This is a genomic window from Mesorhizobium sp. M0174, assembly GCF_040322275.1.
Taxonomy (GTDB): Bacteria; Pseudomonadota; Alphaproteobacteria; order Rhizobiales; family Rhizobiaceae; genus Mesorhizobium.
In genome coordinates this window covers 28,535-46,641 of sequence record NZ_JAMYTB010000013.1, presented here as the reverse complement: position 1 = coordinate 46,641, position 18,107 = coordinate 28,535, and the positions used below count along the sequence as shown (strand labels likewise).

23 protein-coding genes are annotated in these 18,107 nt (G+C 63.2%); 12 read left to right on the top strand and 11 right to left on the bottom strand.

What is annotated here, in order from left to right; all coding sequences use genetic code 11:
• Positions 1-100: 100 nt before the first annotated feature.
• The 4 genes from NKJ13_RS22510 to rpsP all read left to right on the top strand — a co-directional run bounded on the left by NKJ13_RS22510 (position 101) and on the right by rpsP (position 3,894).
• Positions 101-1,069, top strand: coding sequence for a CPBP family intramembrane glutamic endopeptidase (locus NKJ13_RS22510; protein ID WP_352738375.1), 969 nt, complete (start codon positions 101-103; stop codon positions 1,067-1,069).
• 410 nt (positions 1,070-1,479) lie between these two features.
• Entirely contained in the window at positions 1,480-3,108 is a 1,629-nt protein-coding gene (gene ffh, locus NKJ13_RS22505; RefSeq protein WP_352738377.1) for a signal recognition particle protein, read from the top strand.
• Positions 3,109-3,115: 7 nt separating this feature from the next.
• A complete protein-coding gene (locus NKJ13_RS22500; protein ID WP_254817890.1) occupies positions 3,116-3,442 on the top strand; it encodes a chorismate mutase in 327 nt (108 codons plus the stop codon).
• A gap of 50 nt (positions 3,443-3,492) precedes the next feature.
• On the top strand, positions 3,493-3,894 hold the full coding sequence (gene rpsP / locus NKJ13_RS22495; protein WP_254817891.1) for a 30S ribosomal protein S16: 402 nt from the start codon (positions 3,493-3,495) through the stop codon (positions 3,892-3,894).
• Between the two features lie 71 nt (positions 3,895-3,965).
• Here the strand turns inward: rpsP and NKJ13_RS22490 are convergent, their stop codons facing one another.
• Together NKJ13_RS22490 and NKJ13_RS22485 are read right to left on the bottom strand one after the other, a co-directional pair.
• Complete coding sequence (locus tag NKJ13_RS22490; RefSeq protein WP_023680734.1) at positions 3,966-4,229, bottom strand: YMGG-like glycine zipper-containing protein; 264 nt, start codon at positions 4,227-4,229, stop codon at positions 3,966-3,968.
• Between the two features lie 142 nt (positions 4,230-4,371).
• The gene (locus tag NKJ13_RS22485) at positions 4,372-4,782 is read right to left on the bottom strand and encodes a DoxX family protein (protein ID WP_352778360.1); all 411 of its coding nucleotides are present in this window, start codon (positions 4,780-4,782) and stop codon (positions 4,372-4,374) included.
• 255 nt (positions 4,783-5,037) lie between these two features.
• On the opposite strand from NKJ13_RS22485, the gene NKJ13_RS22480 reads away from it, so the two are divergent.
• Complete coding sequence (locus tag NKJ13_RS22480; RefSeq protein ID WP_352479699.1) at positions 5,038-5,445, top strand: ACT domain-containing protein; 408 nt, start codon at positions 5,038-5,040, stop codon at positions 5,443-5,445.
• 186 nt (positions 5,446-5,631) lie between these two features.
• Here the strand turns inward: NKJ13_RS22480 and NKJ13_RS22475 are convergent, their stop codons facing one another.
• On the bottom strand, positions 5,632-6,666 hold the full coding sequence (locus tag NKJ13_RS22475) for an aspartate-semialdehyde dehydrogenase (protein WP_352479700.1): 1,035 nt from the start codon (positions 6,664-6,666) through the stop codon (positions 5,632-5,634).
• Between the two features lie 106 nt (positions 6,667-6,772).
• Positions 6,773-6,922, bottom strand: coding sequence for a hypothetical protein (locus NKJ13_RS22470; protein WP_352778358.1), 150 nt, complete (start codon positions 6,920-6,922; stop codon positions 6,773-6,775).
• Between the two features lie 202 nt (positions 6,923-7,124).
• On the opposite strand from NKJ13_RS22470, the gene NKJ13_RS22465 reads away from it, so the two are divergent.
• From NKJ13_RS22465 to NKJ13_RS22455, 3 genes are all read left to right on the top strand, one after another.
• Complete coding sequence (locus NKJ13_RS22465; protein ID WP_352778356.1) at positions 7,125-8,972, top strand: DEAD/DEAH box helicase; 1,848 nt, start codon at positions 7,125-7,127, stop codon at positions 8,970-8,972.
• Positions 8,973-9,060: 88 nt separating this feature from the next.
• Entirely contained in the window at positions 9,061-9,774 is a 714-nt protein-coding gene (locus NKJ13_RS22460) for a DUF805 domain-containing protein (RefSeq protein ID WP_352507361.1), read from the top strand.
• 108 nt (positions 9,775-9,882) lie between these two features.
• The gene (locus NKJ13_RS22455; protein ID WP_352738381.1) at positions 9,883-10,560 is read left to right on the top strand and encodes a DUF805 domain-containing protein; all 678 of its coding nucleotides are present in this window, start codon (positions 9,883-9,885) and stop codon (positions 10,558-10,560) included.
• Here the strand turns inward: NKJ13_RS22455 and NKJ13_RS22450 are convergent.
• From NKJ13_RS22450 to leuD, 6 genes are all read right to left on the bottom strand, one after another.
• Positions 10,517-11,002 carry a GNAT family N-acetyltransferase gene (locus tag NKJ13_RS22450; protein WP_352738383.1) on the bottom strand — a complete coding sequence of 162 codons (486 nt, stop codon included), beginning with the start codon at positions 11,000-11,002 and terminating at the stop codon, positions 10,517-10,519. The genes NKJ13_RS22455 and NKJ13_RS22450 overlap by 44 nt on opposite strands.
• A 4-nt stretch (positions 11,003-11,006) precedes the next feature.
• The gene (leuB, locus tag NKJ13_RS22445; RefSeq protein WP_352738385.1) at positions 11,007-12,110 is read right to left on the bottom strand and encodes a 3-isopropylmalate dehydrogenase; all 1,104 of its coding nucleotides are present in this window, start codon (positions 12,108-12,110) and stop codon (positions 11,007-11,009) included.
• A 138-nt stretch (positions 12,111-12,248) separates the two neighbouring features.
• Positions 12,249-12,593, bottom strand: a complete 345-nt coding sequence (locus NKJ13_RS22440; RefSeq protein WP_352738405.1) for a VOC family protein — start codon at positions 12,591-12,593, stop codon at positions 12,249-12,251.
• A gap of 51 nt (positions 12,594-12,644) precedes the next feature.
• Positions 12,645-13,028, bottom strand: coding sequence for a RidA family protein (locus NKJ13_RS22435; RefSeq protein ID WP_352738387.1), 384 nt, complete (start codon positions 13,026-13,028; stop codon positions 12,645-12,647).
• Between the two features lie 318 nt (positions 13,029-13,346).
• Positions 13,347-14,276 carry an Ivy family c-type lysozyme inhibitor gene (locus NKJ13_RS22430; RefSeq protein ID WP_352738388.1) on the bottom strand — a complete coding sequence of 310 codons (930 nt, stop codon included), beginning with the start codon at positions 14,274-14,276 and terminating at the stop codon, positions 13,347-13,349.
• A gap of 61 nt (positions 14,277-14,337) precedes the next feature.
• Positions 14,338-14,943: a 3-isopropylmalate dehydratase small subunit gene (gene leuD, locus NKJ13_RS22425; protein WP_352738391.1), complete on the bottom strand. Its 606-nt coding sequence runs from the start codon at positions 14,941-14,943 to the stop codon at positions 14,338-14,340.
• A gap of 155 nt (positions 14,944-15,098) precedes the next feature.
• On the opposite strand from leuD, the gene NKJ13_RS22420 reads away from it, so the two are divergent.
• The 4 genes from NKJ13_RS22420 to NKJ13_RS22405 all read left to right on the top strand — a co-directional run bounded on the left by NKJ13_RS22420 (position 15,099) and on the right by NKJ13_RS22405 (position 16,900).
• On the top strand, positions 15,099-15,524 hold the full coding sequence (locus tag NKJ13_RS22420; RefSeq protein WP_352479709.1) for a GNAT family N-acetyltransferase: 426 nt from the start codon (positions 15,099-15,101) through the stop codon (positions 15,522-15,524).
• A gap of 92 nt (positions 15,525-15,616) precedes the next feature.
• Positions 15,617-15,928, top strand: a complete 312-nt coding sequence (locus tag NKJ13_RS22415) for an ArsR/SmtB family transcription factor (RefSeq protein WP_031213186.1) — start codon at positions 15,617-15,619, stop codon at positions 15,926-15,928.
• On the top strand, positions 15,928-16,374 hold the full coding sequence (locus NKJ13_RS22410) for an SRPBCC family protein (protein ID WP_352479710.1): 447 nt from the start codon (positions 15,928-15,930) through the stop codon (positions 16,372-16,374). Before NKJ13_RS22415 ends, NKJ13_RS22410 begins: the two co-directional genes overlap by 1 nt.
• Positions 16,375-16,411: 37 nt before the next feature.
• On the top strand, positions 16,412-16,900 hold the full coding sequence (locus tag NKJ13_RS22405; RefSeq protein WP_352738393.1) for an SRPBCC family protein: 489 nt from the start codon (positions 16,412-16,414) through the stop codon (positions 16,898-16,900).
• A gap of 36 nt (positions 16,901-16,936) precedes the next feature.
• Here the strand turns inward: NKJ13_RS22405 and NKJ13_RS22400 are convergent, their stop codons facing one another.
• A complete protein-coding gene (locus NKJ13_RS22400; RefSeq protein WP_352738395.1) occupies positions 16,937-18,103 on the bottom strand; it encodes an NAD(P)/FAD-dependent oxidoreductase in 1,167 nt (388 codons plus the stop codon).
• Positions 18,104-18,107 lie beyond the last annotated feature (4 nt).

The following is an 18,107-nucleotide window of genomic DNA, read 5'->3' as shown; positions in this document are numbered from 1 at the left end:
CGACATTGCCACAAGCCGGTACTGCCGCTGCAATACCGGTTTCCACATTGCGGCCGATGTTCTAGACCTTGCGAGCCGAAGCACCAGCCAGCGAGCCCGCGTGACGATCGACCCAACCGCCTTCCAACAGTACCGGCACACCACCAACAACAAGACCACTTTGCCGCGGCTTCTGCTTGGAGCGGTGGTCGTCATCCTGTTCTGGCTCGGAACCACTGCCGCCGTGCTGTTCGGCGGCACATATGCCTTTGCCGTTTGGCAGGCGTCATCTGGCACCGCCCCGCTAGGTGGAGGAGCGGTGCAGGATTTCATGGCCTCTCCTGCGGGCATCCTCGCGGCGCTGGCTTCATTTGCCGGAATCTGGCTCGGCCTTTGGGCTGCAATGGGCTGGATCCATCGCGAAAAGCTGACCGCCCTGATTGGCGTCAGCCGGCGCATTTCTTGGGCGGGGTTCCTGAAAGGGTTGACCGCGGTGCTGATCACCTCGCTGCTTTCCGAGATCCTGCTTTATGGTTTGCAGCCCGACATCGCGCGCGGCGCGATCGGCCTGTCCTGGTGGCTTTTGTTCCTGATCCCGATCGCCACCCTGACCTTTCTGCAGACCTCGTCGGAGGAGATGCTTTTTCGCGGTTATCTGCTCAGGGGCCTGGCGAGCCGGTTCCAGAACCCTTTCATCTGGGCGCTGCTGCCGGGATTGCTGTTCACCTCCCTGCACTGGAGCCCAGGTTCGAGCGCCGCCATCAATGCCTGCGTGCTGGCCTCGATCGCCGCCTTTGCGCTGTTGCTGACCCTTCTGGTCTATGCCACCGGCAATCTCGGTGCCGGCTTCGGCGCCCATCTCGGCAACAATCTGACCGGTTTCCTGCTGATTTCGCACCAGCAAAGCTATAATTCCTTCGCCCTGTTCAACGCCAAGCCGCTCGAATCCGCCGGCTGGACGACTTTAGACGCCGTCCTCATCGCCGTGATCGGCATCGTCAGCACCCTGTTGACTGTTCTGTTGCTTTTGCATCCGCGCTCACCGCTGAAGGTCGAGCCGGATATGCCGCTCGCCGGCGGCGTGCGCTGATGCGCCTTGCCTGCCGCCCCGAGCATATTTGGCGCAAAGCCTGACGAAAGCTTGACTCTGCAGCCGATTTCCTGTCTACACGCCGCGAAATCCGCGACGAGTATTCCTCCGAGCAAACCGACCGGGACGCCGAAACCTCCTTGAGGTGAAGTGCTGTAAATCGATCCCGGAGGCCAACACCCGGCAGCGCTATGCGCCCCCGGGTGCTTTTTGGCTTTGGGCTTTTGCCCGGACCGGCTTTTGCTTGGACAGTTGGCGCGAACGCATTACCTCTCGGGCATCATCCGGGTGCCAGGGAAAAGGAAAAAGAATGTTTGAATCGCTACAGGAACGCACAAGAGGCGTGGAGGGCCATCGGCCCGACAGGGATCAAAATCAATCCAAGGCGCTGTCGCGCGGTGGGTTGACCAATGTTTGAGTCCCTGCAAGAGCGCCTTGGTTCGATCCTGAACGGCCTCACCGGCCGCGGCGCCTTGTCGGAGGCTGACGTCTCGGCGGCGCTGCGCGAGGTGCGCCGTGCGTTGCTCGAGGCCGACGTGGCCCTGGAAGTGGTGCGTTCCTTCACCGACAAGGTGCGCGAGAAGGCCGTCGGCGCCGCCGTGGTCAAGTCGATCAAGCCCGGCCAGATGGTCGTCAAGATCGTCCATGACGAATTGGTCGAGATGCTCGGCGCCGAGGGCGTCGCCATCGATCTCAATGCACCGGCTCCGGTCGTCGTCATGATGGTCGGCTTGCAGGGTTCCGGCAAGACGACGACCTCGGCCAAGATCGCCAGGCGCCTCACCGACCGTCAAAACAAGAAGGTTTTGATGGCCTCGCTCGACACGCGGCGTCCCGCCGCGCAAGAGCAGCTCCGCCAGCTCGGCGAGCAGGTCAAGGTCGCCACATTGCCGATCGTCGCCGGCCAGACGCCGGTCGATATCGCCCGCCGCGCCGTGCAGGCGGCCAAGCTCGGCGGCCATGACGTCGTCATCCTCGACACTGCCGGCCGCACCCACATCGACGAGCCGCTGATGGTCGAGATGGCCGACATCAAGAAGATGTCGTCGCCGCACGAGATCCTGCTGGTTGCTGATTCGCTGACCGGCCAGGACGCCGTCAATCTGGCAAAAAGCTTCGACGAGCGCGTCGGCATCACCGGCCTCGTGCTGACTCGCATGGACGGCGACGGCCGCGGTGGTGCGGCGCTCTCGATGCGCGCCGTTACCGGCAAGCCGATCAAGCTGATCGGCACCGGCGAAAAAATGGACGCGCTGGAGGAATTCCATCCCAAGCGTATCGCCGACCGCATCCTCGGCATGGGCGACATCGTCAGCCTCGTCGAAAAGGCGGCCGAGAACATCGACGCCGAACAGGCGGCGGCGATGGCCAGGAAGATGCAGTCGGGCAAGTTCGACCTGAACGACCTCGCCGGCCAGCTTCAGCAAATGTCGAAAATGGGCGGCATGGGGGGCATCATGGGGATGATGCCCGGTATGGGCAAGATGAAGGATCAGATGGCCGCCGCCGGTCTCGACGACAAGATGTTCGGCCGCCAGCTCGCCATCATCTCGTCGATGACCAAGGCGGAGCGCGCCAACCCCGATATTCTGAAGCACTCGCGCAAGAAGCGCATCGCCGCCGGCTCGGGCACCGACGCGGCCGAAATCAACAAACTGTTGAAGATGCATCGCGGCATGGCCGACATGATGAAGGCGATGGGCGGCAAGGGCAAAGGCGGCGGCCTGATGCGCGGCATGATGGGCGGCCTCGCTTCCAAGATGGGGCTCGGCGGCATGATGCCTGGCGGCCCAGGCGGTCCCGGAGGCGGCATGATGGGCGGCGGCATGCCGGATCTCTCCAAGATGGACCCCAAGCAGCTCGAAGCCTTGCAGAAGCAGGCGCAGGCGGCCGGGCTCGGCGGCATGAAGGGCCTGCCCGGCGGTCTTCCCGGTGGCGGTGGCCTGCCTGGGCTGCCCGGCGGCATGAAATTTCCCGGCCTGCCGGGCGGTGGCGGGCTGCCAATGCTTGGCAAGAATGGCCTCGGCAAGAAGAAGTGAGGGCGCCATGAACGAAGAGAAGGACATGGCGGACGCACGTGCGGCGCTGGCCAATTATCGCGCCTCGATCGACAACATCGACGCGGCGCTGATCCACATGCTGGCCGAGCGCTTCCGCTGCACCAAGGCAGTCGGTGTGCTGAAGGCGGAACATGGCCTGCCGCCTGCCGACCCGGCGCGTGAGCAGGAGCAGATCGCCCGTCTTCGCCAACTGGCCAAGGACGCCCATCTCGACCCGGATTTCGCGGAGAAATTTCTGAACTTCGTCGTCCGCGAAGTGATCCGCCATCACGAGCAGATCGCCGCATCCAACGGCGTGACGAAAACCGGCTGAGGACCAGCCACCAACCGATCAACCAAATCAGAGCTTTTAGGAGAAGAGAAATGCCACTGAAAATCCGATTGGCCCGTGCGGGCTCGAAGAAGCGTCCCTATTACCATGTCGTCGTCGCCGACGCGCGTTCGCCGCGTGACGGTCGTTTCATCGAGTCGCTAGGCTCGTGGAACCCGCTGCTGCCCAAGGACGGCGAACGCGTCAAGGTCGACGCCGAGCGCGTCAAGCATTGGCTGTCGCATGGCGCCCAGCCGACCGACCGCGTGCTGCGCTTCCTCGATGAAGCCGGCATCGCCAAGCGCGAAGCCCGCTCCAACCCGAAGAAGGCCGAGCCCGGCAAGAAGGCGCAGGAGCGCGCAGCCTTGCTGAAGAAGGCGCAGGAAGATGCCGCCGCGGCCGTTGCCGCCGCTGCAGCCGCGCCGGCCGAGGCGGAAGCCGCCAGCGCCGAATAAATCATCTCCACAACCACGAAACGGCGGGCCTTGCCCGCCGTTTTGCTGTTCGTCCGCATGGTGCGGCCCGATCAATAGCCCTCTGGGCAACTCGCAACGTACACACGACCGTTACGATCGCGATAACGGCACTGGCCGCTTTCGCTGGCACGGCCGATCAGCGCACCGGCCAAAGCGCCGGCCGCACCACCGATCACCGCGCCCTTGGTTGGGTTGCCGGCCACCGCAGCGCCGACCGCCGCACCGCCCAGGCCACCAACTGCCGCGCCTTGCTCAGTGCGGGAGCAGGCACCGAGCGGTACCAGCAAGGCCATCAAGATCATCACCTTTTTCATTGTCGTTCCTCTCCAACAGGGTGCCGTCCTCGCCGCTGAACCTCCTAACTCGCAACCAGGCGATTTGATCCAAAGAAGAAGATCGGCTGCCGCCCGGCGCTCTGGCGGCGTGGCCACCATCGAACGGCTTTCGAAGTCGCCGCTATTGGCTGAATGGGAACAACCCGCGCACCCTTGGATCGCGCAGATACAGGCCACCCCAGAGGATGGCGCCGAGATAGACGCCGAACAGTATGTGCGAGAACAAAGGGCTGCCGATCCGCACATGCGTGGCGACGGCGCCGCCGAGATAAGCGGTGAGCAGGATGGCGCCGAGCACCGAGGTGCGCGGCAGCGCGTAAAGCGCTGTCGAGACCAGTCCAATGATGCCGAGAATGCGCGAGACATTGGCATCGGCCGGCCAGCCGAGCTGCACCATGGTCTGGGTGACGGTTTCGAGCGGCGGTAGCTTGATCACGCCGTCGAAGATCATGAACAGCACGACGACGGCGCTGAGCACGCGGCCGGCCCACAAGGCACGCGATGAGACGGGTGCTGCCTGAGACATGGTCATTGATGTTCCCTCCGGTCGTTGTGAGCACTGGCTCCTCCGCCAGCTCGAACCAAGGACGCGGCCCATTACGGCGATCCGACATGCCTCCAGTTCTTTTCACTCCAGCGGCGAACCTTGGGTGTGTACGTTCAGTCAGCAACGAACCTGGCCAAGTCCACCTTGCGGGGTGAGGTGGAGGGCGTTATCGAAAATCCATAGAAGTGTCTTCGAGCGCTCGACGCAGCAGCCGCCTAGTCGCACAACGAAAGCAAATCGATGGCCGGAGAGACCGACCTGAAACAGTTGCTGGCGGCAATGACGCCGGAATTGCTTGCCGGGGTTCATGTGTTCACCACGTTGCCACCCGATGCGCCCGTTCCCGACAGGCTCCACCCGGTGATGCTATTTCGCGAGCGCGAGGGCATGACGCTGATCGTGCATGAAGACCATGCCAAGGCCGCTGGACTGAAAACCGTGTTCCGCTGCCGGATGCTGACGCTGAACATCCATTCGTCGCTGGACGCGGTCGGCTTCCTCGCCGCCATCACCGCACGACTGGCCGCGGCCGGCATCGGCGTCAATCCGGTCTCGGCCTTCTACCACGATCACCTGTTCGTGCCCGCCGACCGGGCGGAGGAGGCGCTGGAGTTGCTGTTGGACCTAGCGGAGGAGAACCGGCTGTGACGCCGGCACCTTGCTGGCCATTTGAGACGCCTGCGCTGCCCCTCATCCTCCTGCCGGAACCTTCTCCCGTGAGCGGGGAGAAGGGCGCTAACGGCCGAAGGCCGAGCCCGCGACTGCGGGCCGCCGGCCTTCCGGCGCCCCCGCGGAGGGCCAGCCGCGATAGCGGCGATACGGCCGTGAGCGAAACTACGCCGCCTTCTTCTTTGGCTGTATCAGCCCGCGCTCGACCAGCAGCTCGGCGATCTGAACCGCATTGAGTGCTGCGCCCTTGCGCAGATTGTCGGAGACGATCCACATCGAAAGGCCGTTGTCGATGGTCGAATCCTCGCGGATGCGCGAGATGAAGGTGGCGTCCTCGCCGGCCGATTCCAGTGGCGTGATGTAGCCGCCGTCCTCGCGCTTGTCGATGACCTGGCAGCCCGGCGCCTCGCGCAGGATCTCGCGCGCCTCATCGGCGGTGATCGGCTTTTCGAACTCGATGTTGACCGCTTCCGAATGACCGATGAACACCGGCACCCGCACGCAGGTCGCCGTCAGCTTGATCTTGGGGTCGAGCATCTTCTTGGTCTCGGCCACCATCTTCCACTCTTCCTTGGTGAAGCCGTCGTCGAGGAAGACGTCGATATGCGGGATGACGTTGAAGGCAATACGCTTGGTGAACTTCTTGACGTCGACGGTGTCGGCGACGAACACCGCGCGCGTCTGCGTGAACAATTCGTCCATGCCTTCCTTGCCGGCGCCGGAGACCGACTGGTAGGTGGCGACGACGACGCGCTTGATGGTGGCAGCGTCATGCAGCGGCTTCAGCGCCACGACCAGCTGCGCCGTCGAGCAGTTCGGGTTGGCGATGATGTTCTTGCGCGTGAACAGCGAGATCGCATCCGGGTTCACTTCCGGAACGATCAGCGGCACGTCCTGGTCGTAACGGAAGGCCGACGAATTGTCGATGACGACGCAGCCCTGCTTGCCGATCTTCGGCGACCATTCCTTGGAGACGTTGCCGCCAGCCGACATGATGCAGATGTCGGTGTCTGAAAAATCATATTGGTCGAGCGCCCTGACCTTCAGCGTGCGGTCGCCGAACGACACTTCCGTGCCTTGGCTGCGCCGCGAGGCCAGCGCCACCACCTCGCTTACCGGAAAGCCGCGTTCCTCCAGTATGTTGAGCATTTCCCGGCCCACATTGCCCGTGGCGCCGACGATCGCAACCTTGAAACTCATCGAAATCTCCTGTCCCTCTCCGCTCGGTTTCTGGAGAAAACCCGCCGGCCGATGCGGGTTTCAACCCCCGGGCCGGACCCGGGAGAGGGTGGTTAGGCCAAGGGAATCAGACCGTTTTGGTGGTCGTTTTGCCGGTTTTTTTGAGCAAGAACGTGATTTTGCTGGAACGAGGAGACGCAGCAACGCGCCCGGCCCAATGGTTCGCATTGGGGCCGGGGATGTCGAAGGCAGAAAGCGCCATCAAAGGGCCGCGCATCGAAAACTATCCCGTTCGGTGCCGGCTTTTACGCGGTTTACGTCTAGAGTCAATCGCAAGCAGGCCGACCCGCCCGCCCTGTACAATGACGGCGGCACCAAGTACGAACGAGCATCGTCTGGCTCGTGGCGCCCGTCTGTGGGCGCTTGCCGACATTTGACCCGTCGCCGGGTATTCAGAATCCGAATTTCGAAAGAGCAAGATGTCCAACTTCGAAGCTATTGTTCCCGCGCTGGCAAAGGCGCTGGAAAAACGCGGCTATGTCGAGCTGACGCCGGTGCAGAACGCCGTTCTCGAGCTTGGCCAGGCCGATGCGCTGGTTTCGGCCCAGACCGGCTCCGGCAAGACCGTCGCCTTCGGTCTGGCTTTGGCGCCGACCCTTCTCGATGGCGCGGAGCGCTTTTCCCACGCGGCGGCACCCCTGGCGCTGGCCGTGGCGCCGACGCGGGAGTTGGCCCTGCAGGTAACGCGCGAGCTGGAATGGCTCTACGAACTGACCGGCGCCACGGTGGCGTCCTGCGTCGGCGGCATGGACATGCGCACCGAACGGCGCGCACTGGAGCGCGGCGCCCATATCGTCGTGGGCACGCCCGGCCGCCTGCGCGATCACATCACCCGCAATTCGCTCGACATGTCGGCGCTCAAGGCAGTGGTGCTCGACGAGGCCGACGAGATGCTCGATCTCGGCTTTCGCGAGGATCTGGAATTCATCCTCGATGCCGCGCCCGCCGACCGCCGCACGCTGATGTTTTCCGCGACCGTGCCGCGCTCCATCGCCACGCTGGCCAAGGGCTACCAGCGCGATGCTGTGCGCATCTCGGCCTCCGGCGAGGAAAAGCAGCATCTCGACATCGAATACCGGGCGCTGAGCGTCGCCCAGGCGGACCGCGAAAACGCCATCATCAACGTGCTGCGCTATTACGAGGCCAAGAACGCGCTGGTGTTCTGCAACACGCGCGCCGCCGTCAACCATCTGACGGCACGCTTCAACAACCGCAACTTTTCCGTCGTGGCGCTGTCCGGCGAGCTTAGCCAGAACGAGCGCAGCCACGCGCTGCAGGCGATGCGCGACGGCCGCGCAAAAGTCTGCATCGCCACCGACGTCGCGGCACGCGGCATCGACCTGCCCAACCTCGAACTGGTCATCCACGCCGACTTGCCGACCAACCCGGAGACGCTCCTGCACCGAAGCGGGCGGACGGGACGGGCAGGACGCAAGGGCGTCAGCGCGCTGATCGTGCCCAACAATGCCCGCAGGCGCACCGAACGCCTGCTGCAAAGCGCCGGCCTTGCGGCGACGTGGGCGAGCCCGCCTTCGGCCGACGACGTCTTGCGCCGCGACGACGAACGCATCCTCGCCGACCCGGTCTTCAGCGAGCCGGTGACGGACGATGAGCGCGGCTTCGTCAACGCGCTTCTCGACCAACGTGGCGCCGAACTGGTGGCGGCAGCCTTCGTGCGTCTCTGCCGCTCCAGCCGCTCGGCGCCCGAGGATCTCTTGGACGTCGCTCCGTTCATGCCGTCGGGCGACAGACCCGCTGGCGACAGAGCCGCCCGCCGCGACGAGGCACCGAGCCGCCGCGACGATTTCGGCGACAGCGTCTGGTTCTCGCTGTCGGTCGGACGCCGGCAGAACGCCGAGCCGCGCTGGCTGATCCCGATGCTGTGCCGGGCAGGCGGCATTTCCAAGCGCGAGATAGGCGCGATCAAGATGCAGCCGGAGGAAACCTTCGTGCAGATCGCGGCGGACTGGGCCGAGCGCTTCCTCGCTGCGATCGGTCCCGACCGCAAGCTGCAGGGCAACATTGCGGTCAAGCGGCTGGACGCTACGCCGGATTTGTCGCGAGCCGGCTATCAGGAACCGCGGCCCGACAAGAAGCCGCATCGCGGCAAGCGCACCTTCGATCAGCACGCGCCCAAATTCGAGAAGCGCGCACCGGCCGACCAGCGCCCGGCATTCGAGGCGAAGCCCTGGGCCGGGAAACCGGCCAAGGCGAAGTTCGAAGGCGGACCTGCGAAACACAAGAAATCGAAGAAACGGCCGGGGTAAATAGCCAGCACTCTCCATTTCCGCACGCCCCTTGCGGTCTGCCGGAACTTTGCACAGTCTGGGGCGGGGAAATGGGGGTGGGCAGGACATGCGCGGCGAAGTTCTTCATTACGACGAAGACCAGGGTTTTGGTTTCATCACCGGAGCCGACGGCAACCGCTACACTTTGGCGCGCGAAGATTTGCGCCGCGAAGCATCGGTTGCCGGAGGTACGACCGTCGAATTCCAGCCGGCTGGCGGACGGGCACGCGATGTTTTTTCGATCCGCGTCCAACCTCGCAGTGCGCCTGCCGACGCCTCCACTGCAACCGCCGTGCCATCTCAGGCCGGCAATGCGCCAGCGGCACGTCAGCCGCAACATTTCGGCCGTTCCGCTGAACAAAGTCCGGCCGAATCCGCCGGCCTGTGGAACTATTTCTGGCTGGGTCTGACCGAGAATTACTTCAACTTCGCCGGCCGTGCCCGCCGCAAGGAATATTGGGGGTATTGCCTGTTCTGGACGATCGCGCTGATTGTGGTCATAGGCATCGGCGTCTTCATCGACGACGCCATGGGCAATCTCGACAACAGTGAATTGCCGGCAGTGACGGTCGGCCTTTTCGGCCTCTTTCTGCTGGCGACAGCCCTGCCGTGGTTCGGGCTGAACGTGCGTCGCCTGCACGACATCGGCCTGACCGGCTGGCTCTTCCTGCTTTTCCTGATCCCGACCTTCGGCACCGTGATCATCCTGATCTTCGCGCTGATCCCGACCCAGCCGCGTGAAAACCAGTGGGGTCCGGTGCCGGCAGGCGTCAGGGTTTAGCTGGCGCCGTGCCTAGCAGCCGCTCCATTCGCACATGTGATGCGTGCATATTGCAATTGAAAACAACCTTGGATAGTATCCGTACGGCACAGTATTTGGGGGCAAGCAGTGCGCGGCGCGATTTATCATTATGACCAGGATCAGGGTTTCGGATACATCAATGGAGCCGACGGCAAGCGTTACATCGTCGGGCATGAGGATCTGAGTCCCGGCGTGGCGTTGGTCAGAGGCGCACCCGTCGAGTTCCAGCCGGACCATGGGACTGCGCGCGCCGTCATTGCAGGAAGGCCAAGGGCTGCCGAATCCCGCAGCCTCATTCCCAACGGCGTTGAACCTGCCCAATCCACCGGATTATGGGCTTATTTCTGGCGCGCATTCAAAGTGAGACCTGTCAGCTTCACCGGCCGCGCCCGCCGCAAGGAATTTTGGGGCTTTTTTCTGCTCACGCTGATCGTGTTCTTCGCGCTTCTTGCGTTCGGCGTCCTCATCAATGCAGCGATCACAGCTGTCAGAGGCGACCTGGAATTTGGAGCTTTGGGTTATGCGCCAGCCTTCGTGTTCCTGCTACTGACTGTCCTGCCGTGGTTTGCCCTTATGGTACGACGCCTGCACGACATCGGCCTGAGCGGCTGGTTCGTTTTGCTGTACTTCGTTCCCGGCTTCAACACGCTGGGTCTGTTGGCGCTTGGGCTTATCCCATCCAAGGTCGGTGAAAACCTTTGGGGTCCGGTGCCGGCGGGCGTCAGGGTTTGGCGATCGCCTTCAGCGCCTCGCTCGAAAGCCTGAGGAAGACCTTCCGGCCCTGGCGCTCCGCGCCGAGCCCGACGTAGAAGCGCAGCGCACGCTCGTTCCAGTCCTCGGTGGTCAGGTCGATGCGGCCGATGCCTTCGCGCAGGCAATGGCCGGCAAGGAATGCCATCAGCGCTCGACCGACACCGCCATTGCGGGCATCATCGCGTACGAATAGGTCCTTGAGGAACAGCAGCCGCTCGAGATCGATGCCGGGATGCGCGATCGCAACCGAGGCCAGCCCGCAAACTTCACCATCGACGAAGGCGAGCGCAAAATGCGGATAGGCCGGACTTTCGTCGCCAAGCCATTTCTGCGCCGCCGACAAAGCTTGGCTGGCGTCGAGTGGCGGCTGCCGGTAATGCACCGCCATTTCGCAAAGCATGGCGGCGAGTGCGGCGGCATCCCCGGTCGTCGCCCAGCGGACGTCGACCGACACGGGATCAGCCCAGGAACTTGGCGATGATCGCGTCGCCCATCTCAGCGGTGCCGACCTCGGTCATCCCCGGCGAATGAATATCCCTGGTGCGCAAGCCCTGGTCGAGAACGGCGGCGATCGCGCCTTCCAGCCGGTCGGCCTCTTCAACCATGCCGAAGGAATAGCGCATGCACATGGCGAAGGAGGCGATCATGGCGATCGGATTGGCGATGCCCTTGCCGGCGATGTCGGGTGCCGAGCCGTGCACCGGCTCGTAGAGCGCCTTGCGCTTTTTTGTCTTCGCATCCGGCGCGCCGAGCGAGGCGGACGGCAGCATGCCGATCGAGCCGGTCAGCATGGCGGCGATGTCGGACAGCATGTCGCCGAACAGATTGTCGGTGACGATGACGTCGAACTGCTTCGGCCAGCGCACCAACTGCATGCCGCCGGCATCGGCCAACATGTGATCGAGCTTGACGTCGGCATAGCGCGCCTTGTGCGTCTGGGTGACGACCTCGTTCCACAGCACGCCAGATTTCATCACATTGCGCTTTTCCATCGAGGTGACGTGGTTCTTGCGCGTGCGTGCCAACTCGAAGGCAACGCCCGAAATGCGCTCGATCTCGAACGTATCGTAGACTTGGGTGTCGATGCCGCGCTTCTGGCCGTTGCCGAGATCGATGATCTGCTTCGGCTCGCCGAAATAGACGCCGCCGGTGAGCTCGCGCACGATGAGGATATCGAGCCCTTCGACCACCTCCTGCTTGAGCGAGGAGGACGCCGCCAGCGCCGGATAGCAGATTGCCGGCCTGAGATTGGCAAACAGCTCCATGTCCTTGCGCAGCCGCAGCAGACCCGCCTCCGGGCGGACCTCGTAAGGCACCGCATCCCATTTCGGTCCGCCGACGGCGCCGAACAGCACCGCGTCCGCGGCCATCGCCTTGGCCATGTCGGCGTCGGAGATCGCCGCGCCATGCGCGTCATAGGCGCAGCCGCCGACAAGGCCCTCATCGGTGACGAAATCGCTGCCGAGCCTGTCGTCCATGGCGGCGATCAGCTTCTTCACCTCGGCCATCGCCTCGGGGCCGATGCCGTCGCCGGCAAGCAGGAGAAGATTTTTCGAAGCCATGAGAACCGTCCCGATTGTTTAGCGCATGAACGCGGCCTTGCTAAACGCCAAGCAGCCGGCGCGCAAGCCTGCGGTTCATAGCATCGGACCCAAAAGTGGAAACCGGTTTGGCAGAATCCGATGCTCAAGCCAAAACGCCTACAGATGCGAAAGGATATTGACCAGCCTGCCGAACGGGTCGCGTACGAAGAAGCGCCGCACGCCCCAGGGTTCGTCCGCCGGACCGTATTCGATGGCAAAGCCGGCCGTCCTCATGCTTTCAAGCGCGGCATCGACGTCGTCGACTTCGATAGAGATGTCCGGCACCGGCGTTCCTGATCCCCCTTCGGCCATGAAACTGACCTGCATCGTCTCTTGCGAGCCGTAGGTAGCGATCCAGCCCATATCCATCTTGAGATCGAGGCCGAGCACATCCTGATAGAAGGGTTTTGCCGCCGCGATATCCTGCGTGTCTATGTTTGCAACGATGCGCCTGACCTTCACCATGGGCCGATCCTCGTGCTAACCGTGTCGTTGTCGCAACCGTGACAGGCATCAGGCTGTGCGCCGCAGCGCCGTCACCTCGATCTCGATCTTCATCTCCGGCTTGTTGAGCTGGCACACGATCATCGTTGCCGCCGGCCTGATCTCGCCAAAGGCCTCGCCGAGGATCGGGAACACCACATCCACGAAAGCCGCATCGGTGATATAGTAATGTGCCCGCACCACATCGGCCATCTCGAAGCCGCCGTCTTGCAGTGCCTTGGCGATGGTAGAAAGGCAATTACGCGTCTGTGCCTCGACCGTCTCCGGCATCGTCATAGTGGCATAATCGTAGCCGGTCGTTCCGGACACGAAACACCAGTCGCCCTGCACCACGGCACGCGAATAGCCGGCGGTCTTCTCGAAGGGCGAACCGGTGGAGATCAGTTTTCGCATGGGCGGCCTCGTTGGGTTGCTGAGCGTCGTCTAGCAGAGGGGGCCGGGCGGGCCATGAGCCAAGCTAGGCAAATTGTTGTCACGAGGCGGCAAGACGCTAACCTTGGAGATTGGCCGGAGCATCTATCCGTCGTCATCCTATGGCGGAGCAAGGAGCGTAGCGACGCAGCGTAGACCATAGGATCCATGCCGAGACATCATGGCTTTGCCACGGTGCAGAATTTCTGCTCAGCCGCGCCTTCCGACAACGGTCGCGGCATGGATCCTCGGGTCAAGCCCGAGGATGACGAATGCGCAGTGCGACCCCTTGTCGAAACCTTAATTCGCCGACCCCAGCGCCTTGTCCAGCGCTTCCTTGACGTCGGCCGGCCATGTACTCACCGCCGGCCACGCGTCCGGCTCGGGCTTGTCGCCGCGGCGGGCGAAATAGAGCTTATGGTTGACCGGGTCGACGGCCATGAAACCGTCATTGCCGCCGCAATCATGCGGCACGCAGCCGCTGGCAAAAAAGGCGCCCGAAGCGGTCGCCTCAGTACCGCCGCCGACCAGCAGGCTGGTCGCCATGTCGGGCATGTCCTTGCCGAGCAGCGTCTCGGCTAGCCTGTAGACGGCCTCGTTGTGAAAGGCATCAATGATGTTGTCGTATTTCGACGGATCGACGTCTTTCCAGTCGGTGCCCGGCTCCGGCATGTAGGTCAGAATACCGGACGTCGTCAGCCCGTCCGTCGGCGACCATTGCAGCGCCGGCTTGGAATCGCCCGGCAAAAGATAGGGTACGAAATAGATGGCGCTGTCGGAGATCGCGGCCGGCGGTGCGCCGCATTCATCCTGCTCGACCGTGGTCGTCTGGATCGTGCCGCCTTCCGGCTTCCACACGATCACCTTGGCCGGGCCGCATTGATTGCCGCCGTCGCCGACATCGACCAGCGCCACCTTGACACCGCCGACCTCGACGACCTTGTCGAAGAAGACGTCGTAATTGCGCGCCAGTTCCTTGCCGTCGAAGGCGAGCATCCGTTCCCCGTACTCTTCCTCCTGGGTGATGGTCAGCTGGCCGCCCTCGAACGGGATCGGCGCCTGTTTGTCATTGTCGGCTAGGGCCGCATTGCTCAACGCGCCCTGGTCGGCGGCCCCGCCGGACGCATCGTCAGCCGGCACGAGCACTATGTCGGTCTGTGCATGCGCGCCTGCCACCGGCATCAGAATCCACGCCAGCGCGCAGGCCCCGGCCAGAAGCGAACGTATCATGACTGTCCCCTCCGTTCAGCCGCCACGAACCCGGTCTGTCGCGACCAGGTCATCGTACCGCTCAGGCCCAGGGTCGCTCAGCAGCATTCTTCTTCTCGAACGAAGCGATGGCGCCGGCCTTCTCCATGGTCAGACCGATATCGTCGAGCCCGTTGAGCAGGCAGTGGCGCTTGAACTCGTCGAGGTCGAACTTGACCACGCCGCCGTCCGGCCCGCGGATTTCCTTGGCCTCGAGATCGATCGACAGCGTCGCGTTGGAACCGCGCGAGGCATCGTCCATCAGCTTCTCCAGGTCTTCCGGGCTGACGGTGATCGGCAGGATGCCGTTCTTGAAGCAGTTGTTGTAGAAAATGTCGGCGAACGAGGTCGAGATGACGCAGCGGATGCCGAAATCGAGCAGCGCCCACGGCGCATGTTCCCGGCTCGAACCGCAGCCGAAATTGTCGCCGGCGACCAGGATCTGCGCCTTACGGTAGGCCGGCTTGTTGAGCACGAAGTCCGGGTTTTCCGAACCGTCGTCCTTGTAGCGCATTTCGGCGAACAAGCCGGTGCCGAGCCCGGTGCGCTTGATCGTCTTGAGATAATCCTTGGGGATGATCATGTCGGTGTCGACATTGACGATCGGCATCGGCGCGGCGACGCCGGTGAGCTTGGTGAATTTTTCCATGGTTCTTGCCCGTCTTCTTCTCGTTGCGGGGAATTGCTGGCGCCCGGTTTACACAAAGCCGCGGGCAAATAAAAGGCGGGTGTTTCTGGACTTCCGTCGTCGATCGAAACACAAAACGCTTCAAAACCACCGGCCCATGGTGCACTTTTATCGACATGACAACGCGATCCACGATCCTTTACGCCAGCGAACCGGGCCTCGGCATCGCCGAGTTCCGCCGCGTGCTGGTGGAATCCGGCCTCGGCGAGACACGGCCCGTCGATGACAACACTCGATTGAAGGCGATGTTGTCAGCGGCCAATTTGGTGCTCACCGCGCGTCTCGATACAGAAGGCAAGCCGCTGGTCGGTGTCGCTCGCGGCATCACCGACTTTTCCTGGGTCTGCTATATCTCCGAGCTCGCTGTTTCTGCATCGGCGCAAGGGCTGGGTATCGGCAAGGGTCTGATGGATGAGGCACGCCGGCAACTCGGACCGTCCGTCGCCATCAGCCTGATCTCCATGCCCGACGCCGTCGGCTTCTATGAGCGTATCGGCATGGAGCGCATGCCCAACGCATTCTGGTTCGGCCGCAAGCGCTGAAATCCACTTTCAGCGACCTCAACCTGCGCAGCCTCGGCCAAGGTTCTGCCTCTTGACATGCAACCAGATGGTTGCATATTAGAGTCATGAGCATGGATGCCGTCTTTCGCGCCTTGGCCGACCCGACACGTCGGCGATTACTGGACAGCCTTCATGCAAGGAACGGGCAGACGCTGAACGCGCTGTGCGGTGAGATGGACATGACGCGCCAGGCGGTGACCAAGCATCTGGCGATCCTGGAAGAAGCAAACCTCGTCACCACCATCCGCAAGGGACGCGAGAAGCAACATTATCTGAATCCGGTTCCCATCAACGAGATCGCCGAACGCTGGATCGGCAAATTCGAGCGGGGGCGACTGGGCGCCCTCAGCGATTTGAAGAAACGCCTCGAAAGGGAAGACTGATGAGCAACATTTTCGTTTATGTCACCTACATCCGCACCTCGCCCGAAAAACTCTGGCAAGCGCTGACCGAGCCGGAGTTCCAGCGGCAATATTTCCTCGGCGCCCAGATGCTAAGCGACTGGAAACAAGGTTCGGCGTGGAAGATGGTTTACACCGACGGCCGCGTCACCGACAGCGGCGAGGTCCTCGAGATCGATCCACCCAAGCGCATCGTGCTCAAATGGCGCAACGAGTTCATGCCCGAAGTCAAGGCGGACGGCTACACACGCTGCACCTTCGCCATCGAGCAGGAGGGCGAGATGGTGAAGCTCGCCATCACACACGAGGCCGATGGACCGCACAAGCTGCTTGGCCATGTGGCGAACGGCTGGCCGCTCATCCTGTCCAGCCTGAAGAGCCTGCTCGAAACCGGCAAAGGCCTGTCCCGCCCCGCGTCGAAGGCTTGAGGTTGTTTCGATAGCGAAACGTTTCTGGAGACAGGCGATGTACAGTTCCGCGGTGCACAGCATGACGAATGGCAAGACCGTTATGGCGAGCGCCGATGTTTGCGCGCCGCCCGAGCGGATCTTTGACGCGCTCGTTACACGTGAGGTCGAGCGCTGGTGGGGGTCCGCCGCGACCTACCGGATGACCGGATGGACGGCCGACCTCCACGTCGGCGGCCGCTGGAGCGTCACCGTCGAGACGGCGGCCGGCAGACACCTGCCCGCCAGCGGCGAATTCCTGGAGATCGAAGAGCCGCGCGGGATCGTGCAGACGCGGAGATACGGCTGGGACCATCCGACGCTTGGCCGCCGCGAAACCAAAGTCGCCTGGCTGCTGGAGCCGATCGCCGGCGGCACACGCGTCACCATCTGCCATGGCGGCTTCGCCGGCCTCGCTGCTGCCGCGACGAAGCATGCCGAAGGCTGGGCCCAGGTGCTGGGCTGGCTTCAGGCGTATCTTGGTACGGACGGCTTAGTGGCGGCTTAATCCACCAAGCAACGGTAGCATCCCTTCGGGCTAGCGTTAAATTACATTCAATTCCCGAAACGGCCGCCCATCGGCGATCCGGCTATACCCGAACGCCGAGCAATCCACCGTGCGATAGCCGCCATGCACGATCAGTTCGGCCAGCGCCTTGCCGACCGCTGGAGCCTGCTGCAAGCCGTGACCGGAAAACCCGTTGGCGAAGAGGAAATTACCGACCTCGGGATGCGGGCCGATCACCGCATTCTGGTCGAGCGTGTTGTAGTCGTAATGGCCGACCCAGGCGCGCGTCGGCTTAATCGCCTCGAAGGCTGGAATGCGGGTCGCCAGCACCGGCCAGATCACCTCTTCGAACAGCGGCCAGTCGGGGTCGAAGTCGGCGGGGTCGGCCGGTCCTTCGCCCTCTTCCGGCTCGGCGCCGCCGGTGATGTAGACCGAGCCCTCCGGCCGGACATAGATGCCGCTCGGGTCGACCAGCAGCGGCATGTCGTCATATTTCTCGCGCGCCTCGAAGACGAAGACGTTGCGCTTGCGCGGCTCCACCGGCAGCGCCAGCCCGGCCATTGCCGCCACCTTGCCGGCATTCGGCCCGGCGGCGTTGACGACGGTGCCGGCCTCGAGCCGCTCGCCATTGTCCAGAAATACACCAGTGACGCGGCCGCCTAGCCGCTCGATACCCGTCACCGACGCCGTGATAAAGTCGATGTTCTTCGTGCGCAGTGCCTTGCGGAACAGCATCAGCATCGCATGCGCGTCGAACCAGCCTTCGCCGCTGCGGCCATAGGCGCCGGCGGAAATGCCCTCGACCGACAGCCACGGAAAGCGGCGGACGAGCGCCTCCGCATCCTCGAGCAGGATGTCGGCGCCCTCGGCCATCTGCGCTTCGTGGTTGGCCCGCAGGATAGGCAGCCCGTTTTCGCCGGCAAGGATGAGATAACCGCCTTCGCGAAAGCCGATATCGGCATCCGCGCCAAACTCTTCCCTGAGCCGCCGGAACAGTTTCAGCGTGAACTGCGACAGACGGATGTTTTCCGGGATCGAAAACTGCTGGCGGATGGAGGCGCAGGACAGTGTGGTCGCCGCATGAGAAAATTGCGGGTCGCGCTCGACAAGTGCAATCGAGCCCGAAAACCCTTCCTCGCGCAGATAATAGGCGACCGAGGAGCCGACGATGGCTCCGCCGATGATGACGATGTCATAATGCACCTTT